Raw genomic sequence first — 24,358 nt, 5'->3', positions numbered from 1 at the left:
GCGCTGCATTCCTTTTTCAGCCAATGGCGATCATTTCGAAGTCGCTCTTGCCCACGCCGCAGTCAGGGCACAGCCAGTCTGCCGGCACATCTTCCCAGCGGGTACCCGGTGGGATGCCGTCGTCCGGCCAACCTTCGGCTTCGTCGTAGATCAGGCCACAGACAATACACTGCCACTTTTTCATCAGGTCTTCTTCCTCGGTGTTGCTCAGGCTTTGTTGTAGCCCGGCATTATGCAAGCAGTGAGGGCAATCATGCTAAGCTCGCCGCCTCTCTGGCTGTCATCAAGCATACCGACGTGTCGTACGAATCCCCGCAAGCAGCCGCTGTCGCGTGGCTGCCGTATTCACAGCTGGCCACTGAAATCGACCAGCCAACCCTGGACTGGCTGTTCGACGAAGGCTCCCTGACTCGCCGCCTCACCCGGCTGTCCCGGGACCACTTCAGTGTCACCCCCCTGTTCGAAGGCTGGCAACCGCTGCGCGAAGATGAATGCCTGGCCCTGAACATCGCACCGGGCGCCGAAGGCTGGGTGCGCGAGGTGTTCCTGCGCGGGCATGGGGAGCCTTGGGTATTCGCCCGCAGCGTGGCCAGCCGCAGCGCCCTGGAACGAGGTGGCCTGGACCTGGAAACCCTGGGCAGCCGCTCGCTGGGCGAGTTGCTGTTCTGCGACCAGGCGTTCATCCGCCACCCGATCGAGGTGTGCCGTTATCCACAGGCCTGGCTGCCGGCCAATGCCGCGCAAGACGCACTGTGGGGGCGGCGCTCACGCTTCGCCCGCGACGGTCTCGACCTGCTGGTGGCCGAGGTTTTCCTGCCTACCCTGTGGCAAGCGGCCAAGGAGGAAAACCGCTGATGTACCTGCAACTGCTCAAGTCGCTCAACCGCCTGCACCCTCGGGCCTGGGACTTCGTCCAGCTCAGCCGCATGGACCGGCCGATCGGCATCTATCTGCTGCTGTGGCCGACTCTGGCAGCGGTCTGGATCGCCGGGCACGGCTCGCCGACCCTGGCCAACGTGCTGATCTTCGGCCTGGGCGTGGTGCTGATGCGCGCCGCCGGCTGCTGCATCAACGATTTCGCCGACCGCAAGGTCGATGGCCACGTCAAACGTACCGCCGACCGCCCGCTTGCCAGTGGCCGGGTCGGACCGCGCGAGGCGCTGGCGTTGTTCGCCATCCTGGTCGGCGTCAGTTTTCTGCTGGTGCTGTGCACCAACAGCCGGACCGTGTGGCTGTCGTTCGGCGCGGTGGCGCTGGCGTCCTGCTACCCGTTCATGAAGCGCTACACCTACTACCCGCAGGTGGTGCTGGGTGCGGCGTATTCCTGGGGCATTCCCATGGCCTTCACTGCCGCCGGCGGCGAGCTGCCGGCCAGTGCCTGGCTGCTGTACATCGCCAACCTGCTGTGGACGGTGGGTTACGACACCTATTACGCCATGGTCGACCGCGATGACGACCTGAAGATCGGGGTGAAATCGACTGCGATCCTGTTCGGCGAGGCGGACCGGGCGATCATTCTGACCTTGCAGATGCTGTCGCTGGGCTGCCTGCTGCTGGCGGGTAGCCGCTTCGAGCTGGGTGGCTGGTTCCACCTGGGCTTGCTGGGGGCTGCGGTGTGCTTTGCCTGGGAATACTGGTCGACGCGCAAACTGGACCGCGAGTCGTGCTTCAAGGCGTTTCTGCACAATCACTGGGCGGGGTTGCTGGTGTTCATCGGGGTGGTGCTGGATTACGCCATGCGCTGACACTTGCCTCCCCTGTGGGAGCGGGTTCACCCGCGAATGCTGCGGTGCAGCCACCATCGCATTCGCGGGTGAACCCGCTCCCACAGGGTCAGACGGCGTTCTTACGGCTTGGCGACGTGCCAGACGTCCTTCATGCCGTCACCGGTCATGTCACCGGCTTTCTTGTCCTTGACGAAGGTGTACAGCGGCTTGCCGTCATAGGCCCACTGCATCTTGCCGTCGTCACGCTTGATCTGCGTCCACTTGCCTTCAGCCTTCTCGCCCTTCTCGACCATCAGTGGCGGCCAGTTCATCGCACAATCACCGTTGCACATCGACTTGCCACCGGCATCCTTGTCGAAGGTGTACAAGGTCATGCCTTTGTGATCGACCCACATGCCGTCTTTTTCCATGGCATGGTGGGCGGACGCCACCCCCGGCAGCGCCAGTGCAGCGAAAAGGGCCATCCAGCTCAGCGTGTGTCGTGTCATTGGAATCACCATGAATTCGGGGGTGGATTTGCATTCTGTTTACCGCCGTGGCGGCCCTGTGAAGCCTAGCCCAGTCATGGAATGTCGCCAGAACGGCCAACGCCCTGTCACACAGCTGCAATAATTCCGTTATCTAATGCGGGCCAAGACACGATTCCTGGGAGAGGTTTTGAGCATGGTTGGCAGAAACATTCTGATCGTCGACGACGAAGCACCTATTCGCGAGATGATCGCCGTTGCCTTGGAAATGGCCGGCTATGACTGCCTCGAAGCGGAGAATTCCCAGCAGGCCCACGCGATCATCGTCGACCGCAAACCGGACCTGATCCTGCTCGACTGGATGCTCCCTGGCACCTCCGGCATCGAGCTGGCACGCCGCCTCAAGCGCGACGAGCTGACCGGCGACATTCCGATCATCATGCTCACCGCCAAGGGTGAAGAGGACAACAAGATCCAGGGCCTGGAAGTCGGCGCCGACGACTACATCACCAAGCCGTTCTCGCCCCGCGAGCTGGTCGCCCGCCTGAAGGCCGTGCTGCGTCGCACCGGCCCGAGCGACAGCGAAGCGCCGATCGAAGTCGGCGGCCTGCTGCTCGACCCGATCAGCCACCGCGTGACCATCGACGGCAAACCAGCCGAGATGGGCCCCACCGAATACCGCCTGCTGCAGTTCTTCATGACTCACCAGGAGCGTGCCTACACCCGCGGCCAGCTGCTCGACCAGGTGTGGGGCGGCAACGTGTATGTCGAGGAGCGCACCGTCGACGTGCACATCCGTCGCCTGCGCAAGGCACTGGGTGAAGCCTACGAAAATCTGGTACAAACCGTCCGGGGCACTGGCTACCGCTTCTCGACCAAGAGCTGATCGAGCCTACAAGCGCCAAGCTGCACGTCGTTGTACAAGGACCGTCAATTGAACCAGAACTGGCACGCGACCCTGATTCGCCACCTGTTGCTGCTGATCACCGTCTGCCTGATCGGCGGCCTGGTGAGCGGCTATTACGGCTGGAGCCTGGCCATCGGCCTGGCGCTCTACCTGGGCTGGACCCTCAAGCAGCTGCTGCGCCTGCACGACTGGCTGCGCAACCACCAACCCGACGAAGCACCGCCCGATGGCTATGGCCTGTGGGGTGAAGTATTCGACAGCATCTACCACCTGCAGCGCCGCGACCAGCGCGTACGCGGGCGCCTGCAGGCCGTCATCGACCGGGTCCAGGAGTCCACTGCGGCGCTGCGGGACGCGGTGATCATGCTCGACAGCGACGGCAACCTGGAATGGTGGAACCGCGCCGCAGAAACGCTGCTGGGCTTCAAGACCCCACAGGACGGCGGCCAGCCGGTGACCAACCTGGTGCGCCACCCGCGCTTCAAGGAATACTTCGAGGCGGAGAACTACGTCGAACCGCTGGAAATCCCCTCGCCGATCAACGACCGCCTGCGCGTGCAGTTGCACATCACCCGCTACGGCAACAACGAGCACCTGATGCTGGTGCGCGATGTCACCCGCATTCACCAGCTCGAGCAGATGCGCAAGGACTTCGTCGCCAACGTCTCCCACGAGCTGCGCACGCCGCTGACGGTGATCACCGGTTACCTGGAAACCTTGCTGGACAACGTCGAGGACGTGAACCCACGCTGGGCCCGGGCGCTGCAGCAGATGACCCAGCAAGGCTCGCGCATGCAGACGCTGCTCAACGACCTGTTGCTGCTGGCCAAGCTGGAGGCCACTGACTACCCCTCCGACAACCAGCCGGTGGCGGTCGATGCCTTGCTCACCGCGATCAAGCACGATGCCCAGGCACTGTCCGGGCCGCGCAACCAGAAGATCACCCTGGAAGCCGCGCCGGGCCTGCGCCTGAAAGGCAGCGAGTCGGAACTGCGCAGCGCCTTCTCCAACCTGGTGTTCAATGCGGTCAAGTACACCCAGGATGAAGGCAGCATCCGTATCCGCTGGTGGGGCGATGAACACGGCGCGCACCTGTCGGTGCAGGATTCCGGGGTCGGTATCGACGCCAAGCACCTGCCGCGGCTGACCGAACGCTTCTACCGGGTCGACTCGAGCCGCGCGTCGAATACCGGCGGCACCGGCCTGGGGCTGGCGATCGTCAAGCACGTGCTCATGCGCCACCGCGGCAAGCTGGAAATCAGCAGCGTGCCGGGGCATGGCAGTACCTTTACCTGCCACTTTGGGCCGGCACAATTGGCCAACGGCAAGGCCTGAGGTACCAGGGGCTGCTTTGCAGCCCTTTGCTTTTGCTGCACCAGCCGCTACATTGGATCCCCTGTGCCAGCAAGAGCTGGCACTTTTTTTCTCTCTATCTCAAAGACGGACCCCGTAAAAACTCCATCATGGACCCTTCCCCTGGTATCAGCCTCGCCTCGTTATTCGCCGATTTCGGCATGATCATCTTTGCCTTCCTGCTGGTGCTGCTCAACGGCTTCTTCGTTGCCGCCGAGTTCGCCATGGTCAAACTGCGCGCCACCCGCGTCGAGTCCATCGCCGAACTGCATGGCTGGCGCGGCAGCATCCTGCGCAAGGTGCACAACCAGCTCGACGCCTACCTGTCGGCCTGCCAGCTGGGCATCACCCTCGCCTCGCTGGGCCTGGGCTGGGTCGGTGAGCCGGCCTTCGCCCACCTGCTCGAGCCGCTGCTGGCCTACCTGGGCGTGGACAGCGCCGAACTGGTCAAGGCGGTGTCGTTCTTCGTCGCCTTCTTCGTCATTTCGTACCTGCACATCGTGGTCGGCGAACTGGCGCCCAAGTCGTGGGCGATCCGCAAACCCGAACTGCTGTCGCTGTGGACCGCCGTGCCGCTGTACCTGTTCTACTGGGTGATGTACCCGGCCATCTACCTGCTCAACGCCAGCGCCAACACCATCCTGCGCATCGCCGGCCAGGGTGAGCCCGGGCCGCACCATGAGCACCACTACAGCCGCGAAGAGCTCAAGCTGATCCTGCACTCCAGCCGTGGCCAGGACCCGAGCGACCAGGGCATGCGCGTGCTCGCTTCGGCCGTGGAGATGGGCGAACTGGAAGTGGTGGACTGGGCCAACTCGCGTGAGGACATGGTCAGCATCGACGCCCATGCGCCGCTCAAAGAGATCCTGGCGCTGGTGCGCCGGCACAAGTTCAGCCGCTACCCGGTGTACGACGCCGAGCGCGAGGAATTCACCGGCCTGCTGCACATCAAGGATTTGCTGCTGGAGCTGGCCGAACTCGAACACCTGCCCGAAACCATCGACCTCGACGACCTGGCCCGCCCGCTGGAGCGTGTTTCGCGGCACATGCCGCTGTCGCAGCTGCTGGAGCAGTTCCGCAAGGGTGGCGCGCACTTCGTGCTGGTGGAGGAAGCCGATGGCAAGGTGATCGGCTACCTGACCATGGAAGACGTGCTGGAAGTATTGGTGGGCGACATCCAGGACGAACACCGCAAGACCGAACGCGGCATCCTCGCCTACCAGCCGGGCAAGCTGCTGGTACGGGGCGATACGCCACTGTTCAAGGTCGAGCGCCTGCTCGGTGTCGACCTCGACCACATCGAGGCAGAAACCCTCGCCGGCCTGGTCTACGAGACGCTCAAGCGCGTACCTGAAGAAGAGGAAGTGCTGGAGGTCGAAGGCCTGCGCATCATCATCAAGAAGATGAAAGGGCCGAAGATCGTCCTGGCCAAGGTGCTCAAGCTCGATTGAACCTACGGGTTGCCGGCAGTGAAGTCCGGCAGCCCGCCAAGCGGCCGGTCGAACTGGAACGGTATCGACTCCAGCGCCAGCCCCACATTGCGCTGCACCACGAAGTGCAGGTGGGGCCCGGTGCTGTTACCGGTATTGCCCGACTTGGCCAGAGCCTGCCCGACCACCACCTGCTGGCCTTCGCGCACCACCACCGAACCGCGCATCAGGTGCAGGTACACACCCATGGTGCCGTCGGGGTGCAGGACCCGCACGAAATTTCCCCCCGGGTTGCTGCCCCGACCAGTCTGGCCATTCTCGACCTTCACCACCATCCCGCCTCGCGCAGCAATGATCGGCGTGCCCTCCGGCATGGCGATGTCCATCGCATAGCGGCTTCTGGGGCCGAAGTGGCTGAAGCGGCCGTTGGGCCCCTGGGTCAGGCGGAACGGCCCACCCTTCCAGGGAAACGGGTAGCGGTAAGCCAACGAGCGCTGGCCAGGGTCGCCCATGGCGTACTGGAAACGGGTGGCGTATTGCAGCTGGCCACCGGGCGCAGCCAGCACCGAACTCAGCACCTTGCTTGAACGCGGCCCCACCACGGTGCGGATGTTGCGCGGCTGGTTGCCACCGAAGGCGTTGGTCAGCTTGTCGATGCGCAACTCGACCTGCATCGGCACGTACAAATCGTTGCGCACCATGAAGCGCACACCGCCAGGGAAGGTTTCGGCCTGCAGGCGCACCTTGCCATCGATGTGATCGAGGATCGGCTCGCTGAGCTCGAAGGTTTTCGCCCCCGGGCTGTAGCGATCCGAGTACGAGACCACGCCGGTGTTGTCGACGGTCTTGTAGATAGTCATGCCCATGCTCGACGCCGAGGCCGAAAGCAAGGCACAGAAAAGCAGCAAGCGGGCGGCGGCTGGCATGATGGTGGCTTTTTGACAGGTATGGTCTGTCGAAGACTAGCAGCGGGATTGGCGGGGGGTATTGCAGCTGGTCGGAAGAACCCGGCAGGTTGATGCGAACCTTGTGGGAGCGGGCAAGCCCGCGAACACCGGCGGAGCCGGTGCCATGCACCGCGGTGCCAGCTTCGCGGGCAAGCCCGCTCCCACAGGGTTCTGTGTATGGCTTTGATCAGGCGCCGGGGGTGAAGTGCTTCTGCTGGGTACCACGGGCGATCAGGCGCGACAGGTAGTCGAGTTTCTGTGCATCCTGGTCGACGAACTTGAAGGTCAGCTGCAGCCAGTCGCTTTCTGGTTTGGGCTCCAGCGCCGCGATGGCGTGCAGATAGCCGTTCAGGCGCGCCACTTCGGCATTCTCACCCTGCTCCAGGTCGAGCACTGCGCCCTCCAGCACCTGTGGCAGCGCCGCGCTGCGACGCACCACCAACAATGCTTCCTTGAGGCTCAGCGCCTTGATCACGCAGGGCTGGGTACCGCTGGCCAGGCGCAACTGGCCCTGCCCCCGCCCCACCTGGGCCGCAGCCGCCGCAGTCTGCGGCTTCGGTGCATTGAGCAAAGGCTTGGTCGGCGCAGCGGCAGCAGGCGCCGCCACCTTGGCCGCTTCAGGCTTGCCGCCGGTCAGCGCACTCAGCGAGTCGTTGGCGAACGCCGAATTCACCCGTGCCGGCGCACCGGCCATCAGGCTTTCCAGCTTGCCGATCTTGCTAAGGGCTTTCTTCACCTTGGTCAGTAACTGCTCATTGGTGAACGGCTTGCCGACGAAGTCGGAGACGCCGGCCTGGATGGCCTGGATGACGTTCTCCTTGTCACCACGGCTGGTCACCATGATGAATTGCAGGTCCTTCATCTCGGGCTGCTGACGGCACCAGGTCAGCAATTCCAGGCCGGACATTTCCGGCATCTCCCAGTCGCACAGGACCAGGTCGAACGGCTCCTTGGCCAGCATGGCCATGGCCTTGCGGCCGTTGACCGCGTCTTCGATGACCATGCCCGGGAAGGCATTGCGCAGGCACTTCCTTACCAGGTCACGAATGAACGGCGCGTCATCCACGACCAGCACATTGACTTTACTCATCGATACTCCTCTTGAACCCGACTAGCCTACCGCGCAATGGTGGCCACTTGCCAACTCTAGGGTCACGCCGGGACTTCTTCGCATCGTTCGCGGGTGCCTGCTGATGCTCTGCCACACACGAAAACGCCCGGCACAGGCCGGGCGTCGATGCTCGCGAGCAATCTTATTTATCGTCAGGTTTGCCCGGAACATTAGCGTTTTCGGCCAGTTCGCCCGCGGTGCCTTCGACTTCTGCCTTCATGCGCTTGAGGCCCATGTGACGTACGTCGGTACCGCGCACCAGGTAGATCACCAGCTCCGAGATGTTGCGCGCGTGGTCGCCAATCCGCTCCAGCGAGCGCAGCACCCAGATCACGCTGAGCACACGCGAGATCGAACGCGGGTCTTCCATCATGTAGGTGACCAGTTCGCGCAGGGCAGTCTTGTACTCGCGGTCGATGGTCTTGTCGTACTGGGCCACCGCCAGCGCCAGGTCGGCGTCGAAGCGGGCGAAGGCATCGAGGGCGTCGCGCACCATGTTGCGCACCTGGTCGCCGATGTGGCGCACCTCGACATAGCCACGCGGCGACTCGCCTTCCTCGCACAGCTGGATGGCGCGGCGGGCGATCTTGGTCGATTCGTCACCAATACGCTCAAGGTCGATCACCGACTTGGAGATGCTGATGATCAGGCGCAGGTCGGAGGCCGCCGGCTGGCGGCGGGCGAGGATGCGCAGGCATTCCTCGTCGATGTTGCGCTCCATCTGGTTGATCTGCTCGTCGACTTCACGCACCTGCTGGGCCAGGCCCGAGTCGGCTTCGATCAGCGCGGTCACGGCATCGTTGACCTGCTTCTCGACCAGGCCACCCATGGCCAGCAAGTGGCTGCGCACCTCTTCGAGTTCGGCGTTGAACTGCTGGGAAATATGGTGCGTCAGGCTTTCTTTGTTGATCATCGTTTCGCTCCGCGAAGCTGCAAGCTGCAAGCTTCAAGTGGTTCGTGTCATTCCCTGTGGGTGCGGGCATGCCCGCGAACACCGGCAAAGCCGGTGCCACACACCGCAGCGCCTGCTTCGCGGGCACGCCCGCTCCCACAGGGGCCGCAGGCTGCTAGCCGTAACGACCGGTGATGTAGTCTTCGGTCTGTTTCTTCGCCGGGTTGGTGAACAGGGTGTCGGTATCACCGAATTCGACCAGTTTGCCCATGTACATGAACGCGGTGTAGTCCGAAACACGGGCTGCCTGCTGCATGTTGTGGGTCACGATGACGATGGTGTACTTGGATTTCAGTTCGTAGATCAGCTCTTCGACCTTCAGCGTCGAGATCGGGTCCAGCGCCGAGCACGGTTCGTCGAGCAGCAGTACCTCAGGCTCGACGGCGATGGTACGGGCGATCACCAGACGCTGCTGCTGGCCACCAGACAGGCCCAGGGCAGACTCATGCAGGCGGTCCTTGACCTCGTCCCACAGGGCAGCGCCCTTCAGTGCCCACTCCACGGCTTCATCGAGCACGCGTTTCTTGTTGATGCCCTGGATACGCAGGCCGTAGACCACGTTCTCGTAGATGGTCTTGGGGAACGGGTTGGGCTTCTGGAACACCATGCCCACCCGGCGACGCAGCTCGGCCACGTCTTCGCCCTTGCGGTAGATGTTGTTGCCATACAGGTTGATGGCGCCCTCCACGCGGCAGCCGTCGACCAGGTCGTTCATGCGGTTGAAGGTGCGCAGCAAGGTCGACTTGCCGCAGCCGGACGGGCCGATGAAGGCGGTCACGCGCTGCTTGGGAATGTTCATCTGCACGTCGAACAGCGCTTGTTTGTCGCCGTAGAACAGGCTCAGGCCCGGCACTTCGATGGCCACGGTTTCTTCGGCCAGGCGCAGGCCCTGCTTGTCGCGACCCAGGGCAGACATGTCGATGCCGTGGGTATGGGAATCATGCTGCATGGTCAACTCCATACGCTATCAATACGTTTCAAAGGGCCGCCCGGCTGGCAGGCGGCACGCTTGCAAGTCAGGCTCAGCTGTCGAGCGCCTTGTACTTCTCGCGCAGGTGGTTACGGATCCACACCGCCGACAGGTTGAGGGTGGCGATCACCAGCACCAGCAGCAGCGCGGTGGCGTACACCAGCGGTCGCGCGGCTTCGACGTTCGGGCTCTGGAAGCCGACGTCGTAGATGTGGAAGCCCAGGTGCATGATCTTCTGGTCCAGGTGCAGGTACGGGTAGTTGCCGTCCAGCGGCAGCGATGGCGCCAGCTTCACCACACCCACCAGCATCAGCGGCGCCACTTCACCGGCGGCGCGGGCCACGGCGAGGATCATGCCGGTCATCATGGCCGGGCTGGCCATCGGCAGGACGATCTTCCACAGGGTTTCGGCCTTGGTCGCGCCCAGGGCCAGGGAGCCTTCGCGCACGGTCCGCGGAATCCGCGCCAGGCCTTCTTCGGTGGCCACGATCACCACCGGCACGGCCAGCAGCGCCAGGGTCAGCGAAGCCCACAGCAAGCCTGGGGTGCCCAGGGTCGGTGCCGGCAGCGCTTCGGGGAAGAACAGGCGGTCGATCGAACCGCCCAGCACGTAGACGAAGAAGCCCAGGCCGAACACGCCGTAGACGATCGCCGGTACGCCTGCCAGGTTGTTCACCGCAATGCGGATCAGGCGGGTCACCGGGCCCTGGCGGGCGTACTCGCGCAGGTAGACCGCGGCCAGCACGCCGAATGGCGTGACGATAACGGCCATGATCAGGGTCATCATCACGGTACCGAAGATGGCCGGGAAGATACCGCCCTCGGTGTTGGCTTCACGCGGGTCGTCGCTGAGGAATTCCCAGACCTTGGCGAAGTAGGTACCCAGCTTGCTCATGCCGGACATGCCGTTCGGCTGGACGGCATGCACCACCTTGCTCAGGTTGATTTCCACTTCGCGGCCGTTGCCGTCGCGGGCCACCAGGCTGTCGCGGGCAAAGGCCTGGTGCAGGCCCAGCAGGCGGTCTTCGATGGCCTTGTAACGGCTGTTCAGCTCGGCGCGCTCGGCGTCCATGTCGGCCTGGGCAGTGGCGTCCAGCTTGCCGTCCAGCTCCAGCTTGCGGCCGTGCAGGCGCAGGCGCTCGAGGCCATGGTTGATGGCACCGATGTCCTTCTTCTCGAGGGTTTGCAGTTCGCTGTTGAGCTGGCTGGCGCGCTTGAGACGGGCTTGCAGCTCGTTCCAGGCCGCCGGGCCTTGGGCAACCACCCGGCCTTCTTCCTTGACGCTGACCAGGTAGCCGTAGAAGTTGCCCCACTCGCGGCGCTCCAGGGCGATCAGGTCGGCCGGGCGCTGCTCATCGACCAGCCAGTCGCCGACCACCCAGGTGAAGTCGCTGCCGTTGAGGTCGCGGTTACCCACCTTGACCAGCTCGCGGGTCATGAACTCCGGGCCATCGTCCGGTACCGGCAGGCCGGCGCCCTTGAGGCGGGCACGCGGGACCTCTTCCTTCTGCACCACTTCGCCGATGACCACGTGGTCGGCCTGGCCCGGCACCTTGTAGGTGGCCTGGATCAGGTCGGCCGGCCAGAAGTGGCCCAGGCCGCGCACGGCGATCACCGCCAGCAGGCCAACGGTCATGATCACCGCCATGGCCACCGCGCCACCGCTGATCCAGACGCCTGGGGCGCCGCTCTTGAACCAGCCTTTGAGGGAATCCTTTTTCACGGATCGCTACCTTTCTATCAAAGCGACGAGTATTTCTTGCGCAGACGCTGGCGAATCAGCTCGGCCAAGGTGTTCATGACGAAGGTGAACATCAGCAGCACGAGGGCGGCGAGGAACAGCACACGATAGTGGCTGCCGCCGACTTCCGATTCGGGCATTTCCACCGCCACGTTGGCGGCCAGGGTGCGCATGCCTTCGAACAGGTTCAGTTCCATCACCGGGGTGTTGCCGGTGGCCATCAGCACGATCATGGTTTCGCCCACCGCACGCCCCATGCCGATCATCAGCGCCGAGAAGATACCCGGGCTGGCGGTGAGGATGACCACGCGGGTCAGGGTCTGCCACGGCGTTGCCCCCAGGGCCAGGGAGCCCAGGGTCAGGCTGCGCGGCACGCTGAACACGGCGTCTTCGGCGATCGAGTAGATGTTCGGGATGACCGCAAAGCCCATGGCAATACCCACCACCAGGGCGTTGCGCTGGTCGTAGCGCAGGCCGAGCGTGTGCTCGATCCACAGTCGCATGTCGCCACCGAAGAACCAGCTTTCGAGGTACGGGCTGACCGACAGAGCAAACCAGCCGATGGCGAGGATCACCGGGATCAGTATCGCCGCTTCCCAGCCATCCGGGACACGCAGGCGGATCGACTCCGGCAGGCGGCTCCAGGTGAAGCCCGTGAGCAAGATACCGATGGGCATGATCAGGAACAGGCTGAACACGCCTGGCAGGTGGCCTTCCAGGTAGGGTGCGAGGAACAGGCCGGCGAAGAAGCCGAGGATCACCGTCGGCATCGCTTCCATCAGTTCGATCACCGGCTTGACCTTGCGGCGCATGCCCGGCGCCATGAAATAGGCGGTGTAGATGGCGGCGGCAATGGCCAGCGGGGCGGCCAGGATCATCGCGTAGAACGCCGCCTTGAGGGTACCGAAGGTCAGCGGCGAGAGGCTCAGCTTGGGTTCGAAGTCAGTGTTCGAGGCGGTCGACTGCCAGACGTACTTGGGCTCGTCGTAGTTTTCGTACCAGACCTTGCCCCACAGCGCGCTGAAGGAGATTTCCGGGTGCGGGTTGCGCAGGCTCAACGGCAGCAGCTTGCCGCCTTCTTCGATGATGATGCGGTTGGCGCGTGGCGACAGGGCCAGGATGCCTGGGCCTTCGGCGGCCTGTTCGACCAGCAGGGTACGGTGCGCGGTGCTGTGGAACACGCCGAGCTTGCCGTCGCTATCCAAGGCGATGAAGCCCTTGCGGCGCTCTTCGGCATCGATCTGGACGATAGGCGCCTTGCCCAGCTGGAAGGTACGGATCTGCTTGAGGCGCTGCTCGCCATCCGGGTCACGGGCCATGAACCACTGGGCGAGGCCGCCCTTGGAGTCACCGATGATCAGCGAAATGCCACCCACCAGCTGGGCGGTGGCGGTGATTTCGGTGTCGGCACTCTCGGCCAGCTTGTAGCGGCCATTGAGGCTCTTGTCGCGGAGGCTGAAGACATCCGCAGTGGCGCGCCCGTTGATCACGTACAGCCACTGCTGGCGCGGGTCGATGAAGATGTTCTTCACCACTTCGGTCATCTGCGGCAATTCGATGCGGTTCTGCTCGGTGCTGGTCTCGCCGGTCAGCATGTTTTCCGTACGCGACAGCTCGACCACCTGCAGGTGCGCACCCGTGGAGCCGGCCAGCACCAGGGTATCGCCATTGACGTTAACGCTCACGTGCTCAAGCGCGCGGCCCTGCTCATCGAGCACGAACGGCGACTGGCCGTACGGGTAGTCGATGCCTGGGGTGATGGTCTTCTTGTTGTCCGGGTAGGTGATCTTGTAGGTGTGGTGGAACACCAGCGCCTGACCATTGGACAAACCGAGCACAACCAGCGGGCTGCCCGGCTGGTCGGCGCTGATTGAAGTGACCTCGGTGCCTGCCGGCAGTGGCAAGTCGACACGGCTGAGCTCGTTACCGCGCTTGGTGTCGAAGAAAATGGCCTGCCCCTTGTCCGAAACGCGCATGCCGACCAGGTTCTGCTCTTCAAGGGCGATCATCAGTGGCTTGCCGGCATCCTGTTGCAGCCAGGTCGGCTCCAGGGCCTTCTTGCTGGTCAGTTCGGCGCCCTGGAACAGCGGCAGCACCACGTAAGCCAGGTAGAAGAAGATCAGCGTAATGGCTGCCAATACAGCCAGCCCGCCCACCAGTACGTACCAGCGGGTCAGGCGATCCTTGAGGGCGCGCATCCGGCGCTTGCGTTGCAACTCGGGCGTATTGAAGTCAATCCGCACGGGAGGGGAGTTTGGGGTCATTGTGGAATTGGCCAGATCATTCATGCGCACACCCTAGCGGTCCCGTATGACAAAAACATGACAGTGAGTTGACGCAAAAAAGCCCGCCGCTCAGGAACCCTGGCACCGGACTGGAAAGTCGTGGAAGAGGCCGGGCATCAGCACCGGCCTCATCCTCAGTCAGTTACTTCTTTGCAACGTTACCCGCGTGGGACAGGCCCAGGTCAGCCAGGGTCTTGTCGACCACTTTGGCTGGCAGCGGGATGTAGCCATCCTTCACCACGACCTGCTGGCCCGCTTGCGACAGCACCAGCTTGACGAACTCGGCTTCCAGCGGGGCTAGAGGCTTGTTCGGCGCCTTGTTGACGTAGACGTACAGGAAGCGCGACAGCGGGTAGGTGCCGTTCAAGGCGTTGGTTTCGTTGTCTTCAACGAACTCGCCGCCTTCTTTCTTGGCCAGGGCCACGGTCTTGACGCTGGCCGTCTTGTAGCCGATGCCCGAGTAGCCGATGCCGTTCAGCGAGGAGCTGATCGACTGCACGACCGAAGCCGAGCCGGGCTGTTCGTTGACGCTAGGCTTGAAGTCGCCTTTGCACAGGGCTTCTTCCTTGAAGTAGCCGTAGGTACCCGATACCGAGTTGCGGCCGAACAGCTGAACCGGCTTGTTGGCCAGGTCGCCGGTCACGCCCAGGTCGCCCCAGGTCTTGACGTCGGCTTTGGCGCCGCACAGGCGGGTGGACGAGAAGATGGCATCGACCTGGGCCATGGTCAGGCCCTTGATCGGGTTGTCCTTGTGCACGAACACGGCCAGGGCGTCGACGGCGACCGGGATGGCGGTCGGCTTGTAGCCGTACTTCTGCTCGAAGGCCTGCAGCTCGACGTCCTTCATCTTGCGGCTCATCGGGCCGAGGTTGGCGGTGCCTTCGGTCAGCGCGGGTGGCGCGGTGGAGGAGCCGGCCGCCTGGATCTGGATGTTTACGTTCGGATATTCCTTCTTGTAGGCCTCGGCCCACAGAGTCATCAGGTTCGCGAGGGTGTCGGAACCGACGCTGGAGAGGTTGCCCGACACACCGGTGGTCTTGGTGTAGGTCGGGATCGCAGGGTCGACAGCGGCTACCGCGTTGGCGGCTGCAACGCCAGCGGCGGCAAAGGTGAGGGCCGCCATCAAACGCTTCAGTTTCATGCCTTGCTCCTAGCAGGAATATGGGGGTGTTGGATGGAACGGGGCCAAGTATCTGCAGGCCGCATGAATACGATATGACTTGAATGTGACAAATGGATGAAAGGCCATCATGAGTTGCTGGCATCCAATCAGCAGCCAGCACCCATCCCTGTGGGAGCGGGCTAGCCCGCGAACACGGGCGAAGCCCGTGCCATGCACCGCGGCGCCTGCTTCGCGGGCTCGCCCGCTCCCACAGGGATCATGCCAGCCGTCAGATCAGCGCTTGTTGGCGAGCAGGTACAGGCCCACGGCCAGACCGACGGCGCACAGGCCTGCCACGTAGTAGGCAGGCGCCATCGGGCTCACCTTGAGCAGCGCCGTCACCACCATCGGCGTGAGGCCGCCGAAGATGGCGTAGGCAACGTTGTAGGAAAACGACAGCCCGCTGAAGCGCACCACCGCCGGGAAAGCCTTGACCATCACGTATGGCACAGCGCCGATGACACCCACGCACAACCCGGTCACCGCATACAGCGGGAACAACAGCTCAGGATGGGTCGGCAGGCTGTGGTAGAAGGTCCAGGAACTGGCCAGCAGCAGCAGGCTGCCGATCACGAACACCCGGCCCGCCCCGAAGCGGTCGGCCAGGCTGCCGGCACCGATGCAGCCGAAGCTGAGCAGCACGATCGCCAGGCTGTTGGCCTTGAGCGAATCGGTGGGGCTGACGTGGTAGAGGCTCTGCAGCAGTGCCGGGGTCATCAGGATCACCACCACGATGCCTGCTGAAAGCATCCAGGTCAGCAGCATCGACAGGATGATCGGGCCACGGTGGTCACGCAGCACCGCGCGCAGCGGCAGCTCTTCGGCCAGGGCCTTGCGCTGCTGCATCTCGGCGAACACCGGGGTTTCATGCAGCCAGCGGCGCAGGTACACCGAGAACAGGCCGAACACACCGCCAAGCAGGAACGGGATCCGCCAGGCGTAGTCAGCCACTTCTTCAGCGCTGTAAAGGGTGTTGATCAGGGTCGCCACCAGCGAACCGAGCAGGATGCCCGCCGTCAGGCCGGCGGTCAGGGTGCCGCAGGCGTAGCCGGTGTTGCGCGCCGGCACGTGCTCGGAGACGAACACCCAGGCGCCCGGCACTTCACCACCGATGGCCGCGCCCTGGATCACCCGCATCAGCAGCAACAGGATCGGCGCCAACAGGCCGACCTGTGCATACGTCGGCAGCAGGCCCATGATCAGGGTCGGCAGGGCCATCATGAAGATGCTCAGTGTGAACATCTTCTTGCGCCCGAGCAGGTCACCAAAGTGGGCCATGACGATGCCACCCAGCGGCCGGGCCAGGTAACCGGCGGCGAAGATGCCGAAGGTCTGCATCAGGCGTAGCCATTCCGGCATGTCGGCGGGGAAGAACAGCTTGCCGACCACCGTGGCGAAGAACACGAAGATGATGAAGTCGTAGAACTCAAGGGCTCCGCCCAGCGCGGACAGTGAGAGGGTCTTGTAGTCACTGCGGGTCAGCGGCCGCGAGGGCTGCTCGATACTGCTCGGCACGGAGGTCATCGCTCGTCGTTCTCTTGTAGGGCATGCAGGCCGCTTGTTGCGCGGCTTCTGGATTGGGGCGAGGAGCGAAGATAGCAAATTGCCGAGCTGCGCTGAAAGCGATACAAAATCCATACAGATATTCATGAATGCGCGGTCGTCGCGTAGCGATTGGCTATATATACTGGCCGCTCGTAGGAAAAGGTTGCTTTAACCGCGGGAAGTTGTGCGAAAACGCCGGTCGTGATGTCAGACGGTTTCGCAGAGTTTCCCTATGGCCGCCCAGCAAAGCGGAATCAGCGTAGTATGTTGTCAGCTGAATCGTTTTCCCGGCCTTGAGCCACACCAACGAAAGCGTCACGGGTCAGAGGCCCCATCGCATGATTGAGCTCGAACAAGAAGATCCTATCCCGCAAGGCGACCTGGCCTTGCAGATCACCGCGCTACCGCGCGAAACCAACGGCTTCGGCGACATCTTCGGCGGCTGGCTGGTCGCGCAGATGGACCTGGCCGGCACCGCCATGGCCAGCCGCGTCGCGGGCGGCCGGGTGGCCACGGTATCCATCGACCGCATGGCATTCCTGGTGCCGGTGGCCGTGGGCGCGCAGCTGTCGTTCTATACCCAGACCCTGGAAATCGGCCGCAGCTCGATCCGCATGATGGTCGAGGTGTGGAGCGACGACCCGCTGTCCAGCGAATGGCGCAAGGTCACCGAAGCGACGTTCGTGTTCGTCGCCATCGACGGCAGCGGCCGCACCCGCTCGGTGCCTCGTCGCTGAGCCTCGCGAGCGGTAAACTCATTGCACGTCATCGGGTCCAAGGGCCCACAGGCAATCAATGAGACGAGCGCAATGGCTACCTTCAAGGTCGAATCCGAGCAACACGGCGAACTCAACTGCTGGCGCATCAGCAGCGGCCACGCCGAACTACTGATCGCCCAGCAAGGCGCGCAGATTCTCAGCTACCAACGTGTTGGCGAACCACCGCTGCTGTGGCTGAGCGACCAGGCCATCTTCCGCCAGGGCAAATCGGTACGTGCCGGTGTGCCGGTGTGCTGGCCGTGGTTTGGCAACCTGCAGCGCAACCCCGCATCGGTGCAGGCCATGTACCGTGGCGAGCAGGCGCCCGCCCACGGCCTGGCGCGCACGCGTGACTGGCAGCTGCTGGGCGTCGAAGAAAAAGGCGATGACCTGTACATCGAATTCGAGCTGCCGGAGGCCCAGGGCGATCTGCCGGGCTGGCCGCATGATGTCGAGCTGAAGCTGCAGATCGTGCTCGGTTGCGAGCTCACCGTGTCCCTGAACAGCCGCAACATGGGCAACAGCCTCGTGACCATCAGCCAGGCGCTGCACAGTTACTTCGCCGTCAGCGACGTGCGCCAGGCGCGGGTCGAAGGGGTCGAGGGGCTGCAGTACATCGAGACACTGGCGGATTGGGAACAGCGCAAGCAGCAGGGTGCATTGGCGTTTGCCGGGGAAACCGACCGGATCTACCTGGGTACGCCGCAGACGCTGAGCATTGTCGACCCGCACTGGGAGCGGCGGATCATCCTGACCTGCAGCGGGTCGCGTTCAGCGGTGATCTGGAACCCCTGGACCGAGCGGGCCAAGGAGCTGGCAGACATGGCCGATGATGGCTGGCAGCGAATGCTGTGCATCGAAACGGCGAATGTCTGGGATGATGTGGTGGAACTCAAGCCGGGCTCCAGCCATTCGTTGCAGGTCAGGATTGGCAGCGAAAAGATCTGAACCTGGCGGCAGCCTCTTCGCGGGCAAGCCCGCTCTCACAGGTACTTCACAGCATTCAGAACCGTGCAGATCCTGTGGGAGAGGGCTTGCCCGCGAAGAGGCCGGCACAGGCGATCAGAGGTCGGCGTCTTCCACCACCCTCACCTGCCCCGCATCCAGCGCATAGGCCGCATCGGCCAGGTCGTTGCTGACCTTCTCCACCTTCAGCTTGCCGCTGACCCACAGCGGTGTGTAGATGTCATCGATCTTCAACCCCTTCGGATAACGCACCAGTACCAACTGGTTGGGCGGCGGCGGCGGCACGTGGATGCAGGCGCCAGGGTAAGGCACCAGGAAGAACAAGGTGCTGTTGCCCTTGGCATCGCTCTCCAGCGGCACCGGGTAGCCACCCAGGCGGATGTCCTTGCCGTTCATGGTGGCCACGGTCTTGGTCGAATACATCACCGCCGGCAGGCCTTTGCTCTGCTTCAGGCCGCCCTTGGCAGTGAAGGTGCCATTGGCTTCCGGCGAGTTGTGATCGATTTCGGGCATCTCTTCGAGGGCCTTCTGGTCCGACTTGGGCATCAGCTCCAGCCAGTCGGTCTCGGGCAGTTCGGCATGGGCCAGGGTGCTGGCCAGAAGCAACGGAATGAGAAAAAAGGCACGCATGAAAATGCTCGGCAACTCGGGATGAATTGCCGGGCATTCTAACCAGTATTCAGCGTTTCTTGATGAATCCGTAGATCACCAGAAGGATGATCGCACCGATCAGCGCACCGATGAATCCAGCAGCCTGGCCCGCCTGGTAGATCCCCAGAGCCTGGCCGCCATAAGTGGCGAGCAGGGAGCCGGCAATACCCAGCAGAATGGTCATGATCCAGCCCATGCTGTCGTCGCCCGGCTTGAGGAAGCGGGCCAGCAGGCCGACGATGAGGCCGATGAAGATGGTTCCAATGATGCCCATGGCAGTCCCTCTGAAGTGAAGATGGAACACGCCAAAGCCTAGACGGGCTTTGGCGTGTTGCCATGTTCAGAGGGCAAGCTGCTTGCAGAAGTTCGATCCGGCGCTCGATCAGTTGCTGATCAGAGCCTCTACTTCAGCAATCTTGCGCTCGAGGGTGGCCATGTCCGGGCAGCGCAGGGTGGCGTGGCCGACCTTGCGCCCGACCTTGAAGGCCTTGCCGTAGTGGTGCAGGTGGCAGCCCTCGATGGCCACGACCTTGTCCACCGCCGGCACTTCGCCGATGAAGTTGAGCATGGCGCTCTCGCCGACCTTGGCGGTCGAACCCAGCGGCAGGCCGGCTACGGCGCGCAGGTGGTTCTCGAACTGGCTGCACTCGGCGCCTTCGATGGTCCAGTGCCCGGAATTGTGCACACGCGGGGCGATTTCGTTGGCCTTCAGGCCACCGTCGACTTCGAAGAACTCGAAGGCCATCACGCCGACGTAATCCAGCTGCTTGAGCACACGGCCGACGTAGTCTTCGGCCAGGCCCTGCAGCGGATGCGCTTCGCTGGCCACCGACAGGCGCAGAATGCCGCTCTCGTGGGTGTTGTGCACCAGCGGGTAGAAGCGGGTTTCGCCATCACGGGCACGCACGGCCACCAGCGACACTTCGCCCGTGAACGGTACGAAGCCTTCCAGCAGGCAAGGCACGCTGCCCAGTTCGGCGAAGGTACCCACCACGTCTTCCGGCGTGCGCAAAACCTTCTGGCCCTTGCCGTCGTAGCCCAGGGTGCGGGTCTTGAGCACGGCCGGCAGGCCAATGCTGGCAACCGCTGCGTCGAGGTCTGCCTGCGAGAGGATGTCGGCGAAGGCTGGGGTCGGGATGCCCAGGTCGCGGAACATGCTTTTTTCGAACAGGCGGTCGCGGGCGATGCGCAGCGCTTCGGCACTCGGATAGACCGGGACGAATTGCGACAGGAACGCCACGGTTTCGGCCGGGACGCTTTCGAATTCGAAGGTCACCAGATCGACTTCGTCGGCCAGCTGGCGCAGGTGGTCCTGATCGCCGTAGTCGGCACGCAGGTGCTCGCCCAGTGGGGCGGCACAGGCGTCTGGCGCCGGGTCGAGGAAGGCGAAGTTCATGCCCAGCGGGGTACCCGCCAGGGCCAGCATGCGGCCCAGTTGGCCGCCACCGATTACACCGATCTTCATGGGTTCAACCTCAAGCCTGGCGCGGGTCTGGATTGTCCAGCACGGTGTCGGTCTGCTCGGTGCGGAACTGCTTGAGCGCCGCGTGGTACTGCGGGTACTTGGCGCCCAGGATGCTCGCCGACAGCAGTGCGGCGTTGACGGCGCCAGCGCGGCCGATGGCCAGGGTGGCAACCGGCACACCGGCAGGCATCTGCACGATCGACAGCAGCGAATCGACGCCCGACAGCATCGACGACTGCACGGGTACGCCCAGCACCGGCAGGTGGGTCTTGGCGGCACACATGCCTGGCAGGTGGGCAGCGCCACCGGCACCCGCAATGATCACCTCGATGCCACGCCCTTCGGCCTCTTCGGCGTACTGGAACAGCAAGTCCGGGGTGCGGTGGGCGGAAACCACCTTCACTTCGTAGGGAATGCCGAGTTTTTCCAGCATATCGGCGGTGTGGCTAAGGGTGGACCAATCGGACTTGGAGCCCATGATCACGCCAACCAGTGCACTCATCGTCGAGCCTCTCCTGCAAGCGCCTTCTGGCGCGCTAAAAGCAACAAGCCACGCAGGTGGACCGGCGTGGCTTGTCATACGGATTCTGAATCGACCGGGTCGGCCGAAGGCGCGGGATTGTAGCGTATTTCTGGGCGGGCCGCCCACCCCTGCAAGCACATGTCGGATCAAAGGGCAAGCTGTCTCGCGGGACAACTTTTCCTGCTGGTCGAAGGCATGCCCACGCCAGAGAATCCGCACCCTGTCTGCCTGCCGCTAGAGAAGGACGCCAAAATGCTCAAACACCGCTGCATCGCCCTTGCAGTCAGCCTCGTCTGCAGCGTGGTCCTGCCTTCAGCCTGGGCCGCCAGATCATTGGTGATCACGGTCTATCCACACGATGAACTGGCCAGCATCAGCGACAAGCAGCTGCATGACGACTTCTTCCAGGCGTGGCTGGACGAGATGCGCAGCTTCACGCAGCACCCGATCGAGGTGATCTTTCAACGCGCCATCCCGGGGCTGACCGACATCGACTATGGCGCGATGACATCCATTGAGATCCTCGATGCCTTCACCCATGAGATCGACAACCAGCGCTCGGTAAGGCCTTTTTCGTTCATGAACAAAGACCTGTTACTGACACGGGAGAGTTATGACCAAAGCGGGTTGACCTTCGTTGCCGGCCTCGCCCAGCCGAGCGGCAACACGGCTATCGCGTCGATGACCAGCCATGCAGTGCCCGGCCATGAAATTGGTCATATGCTTTCCGCCACCCACGAAAACGCAGAAACCCACTTCAACGGCTGGTTCTGCGAAACCTACATGGTGCCCAACCGTGTCGCGCTACGCTCCAACTGTTACCGATACAGCGACCAGAACCGTGCGGCCATAGCCGATTACCTGAAGTACAACTCAAACTGACCCCTCGCCCGGCCCCCCAGCCGACTCCAGCTTGCGCCACAGCAGGCGCACGTTGGCCTTGCGCACCAGGGCGCAGCGGTAAAGGCGGATTTCCAGCGGTACATGCCACTGGCTGCCTCCGCAGATCACCAGCTCACCGCGCTCCAGCTCACCCCGCATGGACAGGCGCGGCACCCAGGCAATCCCCATCCCCTCCAGTGCCATGCTCTTGAGGCTGTCAGCCATGGCCGTTTCATAAACAGTGGTGTAGCGCAGGTTGCGCTGGCGCAGCAGCAAGTTCACCGAACGCCCGAGAAACGCGCCGGCACTGTAGGCCAGCAACGGCACGCTGGCATCACCCTCCAGGTCGAACATGGGCTTGCCGTCGCTCCCCACGGCGCACACCGGCAGCATCTCGGTGGTGCCCATGTGCAGCGACGGGAAGATCTCGGCGTCCATCTGCAGCGCCGCATCCGGGTCGTAGAACGCCAGCATCAGGTCGCAGCCACCTTCACGCAGGGCGTGCACGGCATCTCCGACGTTAGTCGCCACCAGGCGGGTGGCGATGTTCAATCCATCGTTGCGCAGCTGGGCCACCCAACGCGGGAAAAAGCCTGATGCCAGGGAATGTGCGGCGGCCACCTGGATCACCTCGCCCTGGCCACCTTCGAGGTGGTGCAAATGGCGGAGAACTTCGCTCAACTGGTCGACAACTGTACGCGCGGTGACGAGAAACAGCTGGCCTGCCTCGGTCAGTTCTATCGGCGTGCGGGAACGATTCACCAAGGTCAGCCCCAGCGCTGCTTCCAAACTGCGTATACGCCGGCTGAAGGCCGGTTGCGTGACGAAACGCCGCTCGGCCGCCTGGGAAAAACTGCGGGTGGAGGCCAGGGCGCTGAAGTCCTCCAGCCACTTGCTTTCGAGGTTCATGAAGCAGATCTCCCGGCGTGCACCAAAATGGAACACGCTCGAATATCAATTGGCGTCACATGAAACACTATGCCGTTTGTGCATAGGTTAGCGTGCAACAGCATTGGCCGCAAAATCCCCTTCAGGCCTAGGATTGTCGCCATTCCGGCATGTGCCGGGTCAAAATCGAGATGATATCCATCATGTCCTCCGCTGCATCGTTCCGCGTCGAAAAAGATCTGCTTGGTACCCTTGAAGTCCCTGCCGATGCCTACTACGGCATCCAGACCCTGCGCGCTGCCAACAACTTCCACCTCTCCGGTGTTCCGCTGTCGCACTACCCGAAGCTGGTCGTGGCCCTGGCCATGGTCAAGCAGGCTGCTGCCGACGCCAACCGTGAGCTGGGTCACCTGAGCGATGCCAAGCATGCTGCCATCAGTGCAGCCTGCGCCCGCCTGATCAAAGGCGATTACCACGACCAGTTCGTGGTGGACATGATCCAGGGTGGTGCCGGTACTTCCACCAACATGAACGCGAACGAAGTCATCGCCAACGTCGCGCTGGAGGCCATGGGCCACCAGAAGGGTGAGTACCAGTACCTGCACCCGAACAACGACGTGAACATGGCGCAGTCGACCAACGACGCCTACCCGACCGCCATCCGCCTGGGCCTGCTGCTCGGCCACGACGCCCTGCTGGCCAGCCTCGACAGCCTGATCCAGGCCTTCGCTGCCAAAGGCAAGGAATTCGACCACGTACTGAAGATGGGCCGTACCCAGCTGCAGGACGCCGTACCGATGACCCTGGGCCAGGAATTCCGCGCCTTCGCCACCACCATGACCGAAGACCTGCAGCGCCTGCGCTCGCTGGCTCCGGAACTGCTGACCGAAATCAACCTGGGTGGTACTGCCATCGGTACCGGCATCAACGCCGACCCTGGCTACCAGGCCCTGGCCGTACAACGCCTGGCCACCATCAGCGGCCAACCGCTGGTACCGGCTGCCGACCTGATCGAAGCCACCTCCGACATGGGCGCCTTCGTGCTGTTCTCCGGCATGCTCAAGCGTACCGCGGTCAAGCTGTCGAAGATCTGCAACGACCTGCGCTTGCTGTCCAGCGGCCCGCGCACCGGCATCAACGAGATCAACCTGCCAGCGCGTCAGCCAGGCAGCTCGATCATGCCAGGCAAGGTCAACCCTGTTATCCCTGAGGCCGTCAACCAGGTGGCCTTCGCCATCATGGGCAACGACCTGGCCCTGACCGTCGCCGCCGAAGGTGGCCAGCTGCAGCTGAACGTGATGGAGCCGCTGATCGCCTACAAGATCTTCGACTCGATCCGCCTGCTCCAGCGCGCCATGGACATGCTGCGCGAGCACTGCATCGTCGGCATCACCGCCAACGAACAGCGCTGCCGCGAACTGGTCGAGCACTCGATCGGCCTGGTCACCGCCCTGAACCCGTACATCGGCTACGAAAACGCCACCCGCATCGCCCGCGTTGCCCTGGAAACCGGCCGCGGCGTACTGGAACTGGTGCGTGAAGAAAAGCTGCTGGACGACGCGATGCTCGACGACATCCTGCGTCCGGAAAACATGATCGCTCCACGTCTGGTTCCGCTGAAGGCGTAA

The 24,358-nt window shown here is 63.3% G+C and carries 24 protein-coding genes; 9 read left to right on the top strand and 15 right to left on the bottom strand.

What is annotated here, in order from left to right; translation table 11 throughout:
- Positions 1 to 16: 16 nt before the first annotated feature.
- A complete protein-coding gene (locus CAF78_RS17525) occupies positions 17 to 184 on the bottom strand; it encodes a rubredoxin (protein ID WP_054884848.1) in 168 nt (55 codons plus the stop codon).
- Positions 185 to 297: 113 nt separating this feature from the next.
- Here CAF78_RS17525 and CAF78_RS17520 point away from each other — a divergent pair, with 113 nt between their 5' ends.
- Positions 298 to 855, top strand: coding sequence for a chorismate lyase (locus tag CAF78_RS17520; protein ID WP_085676498.1), 558 nt, complete (start codon positions 298 to 300; stop codon positions 853 to 855).
- Positions 855 to 1,745, top strand: coding sequence for a 4-hydroxybenzoate octaprenyltransferase (gene ubiA, locus CAF78_RS17515; RefSeq protein ID WP_085676499.1), 891 nt, complete (start codon positions 855 to 857; stop codon positions 1,743 to 1,745). The genes CAF78_RS17520 and ubiA overlap by 1 nt, the downstream gene beginning before the upstream one ends.
- A 101-nt stretch (positions 1,746 to 1,846) precedes the next feature.
- Here ubiA and CAF78_RS17510 read toward each other — a convergent pair whose 3' ends face one another.
- Positions 1,847 to 2,215, bottom strand: a complete 369-nt coding sequence (locus tag CAF78_RS17510; RefSeq protein WP_085676500.1) for a hypothetical protein — start codon at positions 2,213 to 2,215, stop codon at positions 1,847 to 1,849.
- A gap of 175 nt (positions 2,216 to 2,390) precedes the next feature.
- Between CAF78_RS17510 and phoB the strand changes: the two genes are divergently transcribed.
- From phoB to CAF78_RS17495, 3 genes are all read left to right on the top strand, one after another.
- Positions 2,391 to 3,080 carry a phosphate regulon transcriptional regulator PhoB gene (gene phoB / locus CAF78_RS17505; protein ID WP_003253341.1) on the top strand — a complete coding sequence of 230 codons (690 nt, stop codon included), beginning with the start codon at positions 2,391 to 2,393 and terminating at the stop codon, positions 3,078 to 3,080.
- A 48-nt stretch (positions 3,081 to 3,128) separates the two neighbouring features.
- Positions 3,129 to 4,436 carry a phosphate regulon sensor histidine kinase PhoR gene (gene phoR / locus CAF78_RS17500; protein ID WP_085676501.1) on the top strand — a complete coding sequence of 436 codons (1,308 nt, stop codon included), beginning with the start codon at positions 3,129 to 3,131 and terminating at the stop codon, positions 4,434 to 4,436.
- Positions 4,437 to 4,564: 128 nt separating this feature from the next.
- A complete protein-coding gene (locus tag CAF78_RS17495; protein WP_085676502.1) occupies positions 4,565 to 5,905 on the top strand; it encodes a hemolysin family protein in 1,341 nt (446 codons plus the stop codon).
- A 2-nt stretch (positions 5,906 to 5,907) separates the two neighbouring features.
- On the opposite strand, the gene CAF78_RS17490 is transcribed toward CAF78_RS17495, so the two are convergent.
- The 8 genes from CAF78_RS17490 to CAF78_RS17455 all read right to left on the bottom strand — a co-directional run bounded on the left by CAF78_RS17490 (position 5,908) and on the right by CAF78_RS17455 (position 16,576).
- Positions 5,908 to 6,810, bottom strand: a complete 903-nt coding sequence (locus CAF78_RS17490; RefSeq protein ID WP_085676503.1) for a peptidoglycan DD-metalloendopeptidase family protein — start codon at positions 6,808 to 6,810, stop codon at positions 5,908 to 5,910.
- Positions 6,811 to 7,018: 208 nt separating this feature from the next.
- Positions 7,019 to 7,921, bottom strand: a complete 903-nt coding sequence (locus CAF78_RS17485) for a response regulator (protein ID WP_085676504.1) — start codon at positions 7,919 to 7,921, stop codon at positions 7,019 to 7,021.
- A 163-nt stretch (positions 7,922 to 8,084) separates the two neighbouring features.
- Positions 8,085 to 8,855, bottom strand: a complete 771-nt coding sequence (gene phoU, locus CAF78_RS17480; RefSeq protein WP_085676505.1) for a phosphate signaling complex protein PhoU — start codon at positions 8,853 to 8,855, stop codon at positions 8,085 to 8,087.
- 154 nt (positions 8,856 to 9,009) lie between these two features.
- Positions 9,010 to 9,843 (bottom strand): phosphate ABC transporter ATP-binding protein PstB, encoded by an 834-nt coding sequence (gene pstB / locus CAF78_RS17475; RefSeq protein WP_054884758.1) that lies wholly within the window; start codon positions 9,841 to 9,843, stop codon positions 9,010 to 9,012.
- A 73-nt stretch (positions 9,844 to 9,916) separates the two neighbouring features.
- Complete coding sequence (pstA, locus tag CAF78_RS17470; RefSeq protein ID WP_085676506.1) at positions 9,917 to 11,587, bottom strand: phosphate ABC transporter permease PstA; 1,671 nt, start codon at positions 11,585 to 11,587, stop codon at positions 9,917 to 9,919.
- Between the two features lie 17 nt (positions 11,588 to 11,604).
- Entirely contained in the window at positions 11,605 to 13,893 is a 2,289-nt protein-coding gene (locus tag CAF78_RS17465) for an ABC transporter permease subunit (protein ID WP_085676507.1), read from the bottom strand.
- 139 nt (positions 13,894 to 14,032) lie between these two features.
- Positions 14,033 to 15,031, bottom strand: coding sequence for a phosphate ABC transporter substrate-binding protein PstS (locus tag CAF78_RS17460; protein WP_085676508.1), 999 nt, complete (start codon positions 15,029 to 15,031; stop codon positions 14,033 to 14,035).
- Positions 15,032 to 15,286: 255 nt separating this feature from the next.
- Positions 15,287 to 16,576, bottom strand: coding sequence for an MFS transporter (locus CAF78_RS17455; RefSeq protein ID WP_085676509.1), 1,290 nt, complete (start codon positions 16,574 to 16,576; stop codon positions 15,287 to 15,289).
- A gap of 359 nt (positions 16,577 to 16,935) precedes the next feature.
- Here CAF78_RS17455 and CAF78_RS17450 point away from each other — a divergent pair, with 359 nt between their 5' ends.
- Together CAF78_RS17450 and CAF78_RS17445 are read left to right on the top strand one after the other, a co-directional pair.
- Positions 16,936 to 17,334 (top strand): acyl-CoA thioesterase, encoded by a 399-nt coding sequence (locus CAF78_RS17450; protein WP_027917060.1) that lies wholly within the window; start codon positions 16,936 to 16,938, stop codon positions 17,332 to 17,334.
- Between the two features lie 72 nt (positions 17,335 to 17,406).
- On the top strand, positions 17,407 to 18,303 hold the full coding sequence (locus CAF78_RS17445) for a D-hexose-6-phosphate mutarotase (protein ID WP_085676510.1): 897 nt from the start codon (positions 17,407 to 17,409) through the stop codon (positions 18,301 to 18,303).
- 114 nt (positions 18,304 to 18,417) lie between these two features.
- Here CAF78_RS17445 and CAF78_RS17440 read toward each other — a convergent pair whose 3' ends face one another.
- The 4 genes from CAF78_RS17440 to purE form a co-directional block, all read right to left on the bottom strand.
- The gene (locus tag CAF78_RS17440) at positions 18,418 to 18,951 is read right to left on the bottom strand and encodes a DUF3299 domain-containing protein (protein ID WP_085676511.1); all 534 of its coding nucleotides are present in this window, start codon (positions 18,949 to 18,951) and stop codon (positions 18,418 to 18,420) included.
- A gap of 49 nt (positions 18,952 to 19,000) precedes the next feature.
- On the bottom strand, positions 19,001 to 19,246 hold the full coding sequence (locus CAF78_RS17435) for a GlsB/YeaQ/YmgE family stress response membrane protein (RefSeq protein ID WP_060477266.1): 246 nt from the start codon (positions 19,244 to 19,246) through the stop codon (positions 19,001 to 19,003).
- 108 nt (positions 19,247 to 19,354) lie between these two features.
- Positions 19,355 to 20,437 carry a 5-(carboxyamino)imidazole ribonucleotide synthase gene (locus CAF78_RS17430; protein WP_085676512.1) on the bottom strand — a complete coding sequence of 361 codons (1,083 nt, stop codon included), beginning with the start codon at positions 20,435 to 20,437 and terminating at the stop codon, positions 19,355 to 19,357.
- Between the two features lie 10 nt (positions 20,438 to 20,447).
- The gene (purE, locus tag CAF78_RS17425) at positions 20,448 to 20,939 is read right to left on the bottom strand and encodes a 5-(carboxyamino)imidazole ribonucleotide mutase (RefSeq protein WP_003253304.1); all 492 of its coding nucleotides are present in this window, start codon (positions 20,937 to 20,939) and stop codon (positions 20,448 to 20,450) included.
- A 273-nt stretch (positions 20,940 to 21,212) separates the two neighbouring features.
- Here purE and CAF78_RS17420 point away from each other — a divergent pair, with 273 nt between their 5' ends.
- Positions 21,213 to 21,842 (top strand): hypothetical protein, encoded by a 630-nt coding sequence (locus tag CAF78_RS17420; RefSeq protein ID WP_085676513.1) that lies wholly within the window; start codon positions 21,213 to 21,215, stop codon positions 21,840 to 21,842.
- Here CAF78_RS17420 and CAF78_RS17415 read toward each other — a convergent pair.
- The gene (locus CAF78_RS17415) at positions 21,834 to 22,751 is read right to left on the bottom strand and encodes a LysR substrate-binding domain-containing protein (protein WP_085676514.1); all 918 of its coding nucleotides are present in this window, start codon (positions 22,749 to 22,751) and stop codon (positions 21,834 to 21,836) included. The genes CAF78_RS17420 and CAF78_RS17415 overlap by 9 nt on opposite strands.
- Positions 22,752 to 22,933: 182 nt before the next feature.
- Between CAF78_RS17415 and aspA the strand changes: the two genes are divergently transcribed.
- The gene (gene aspA, locus CAF78_RS17410; protein WP_027917067.1) at positions 22,934 to 24,358 is read left to right on the top strand and encodes an aspartate ammonia-lyase; all 1,425 of its coding nucleotides are present in this window, start codon (positions 22,934 to 22,936) and stop codon (positions 24,356 to 24,358) included.

The sequence above is a fragment of the Pseudomonas sp. R28(2017) genome (genome assembly GCF_002112505.1).
Classification (GTDB): domain Bacteria; phylum Pseudomonadota; class Gammaproteobacteria; order Pseudomonadales; family Pseudomonadaceae; genus Aquipseudomonas.
This window is presented reverse-complemented; position numbering and strand designations above follow the sequence as displayed.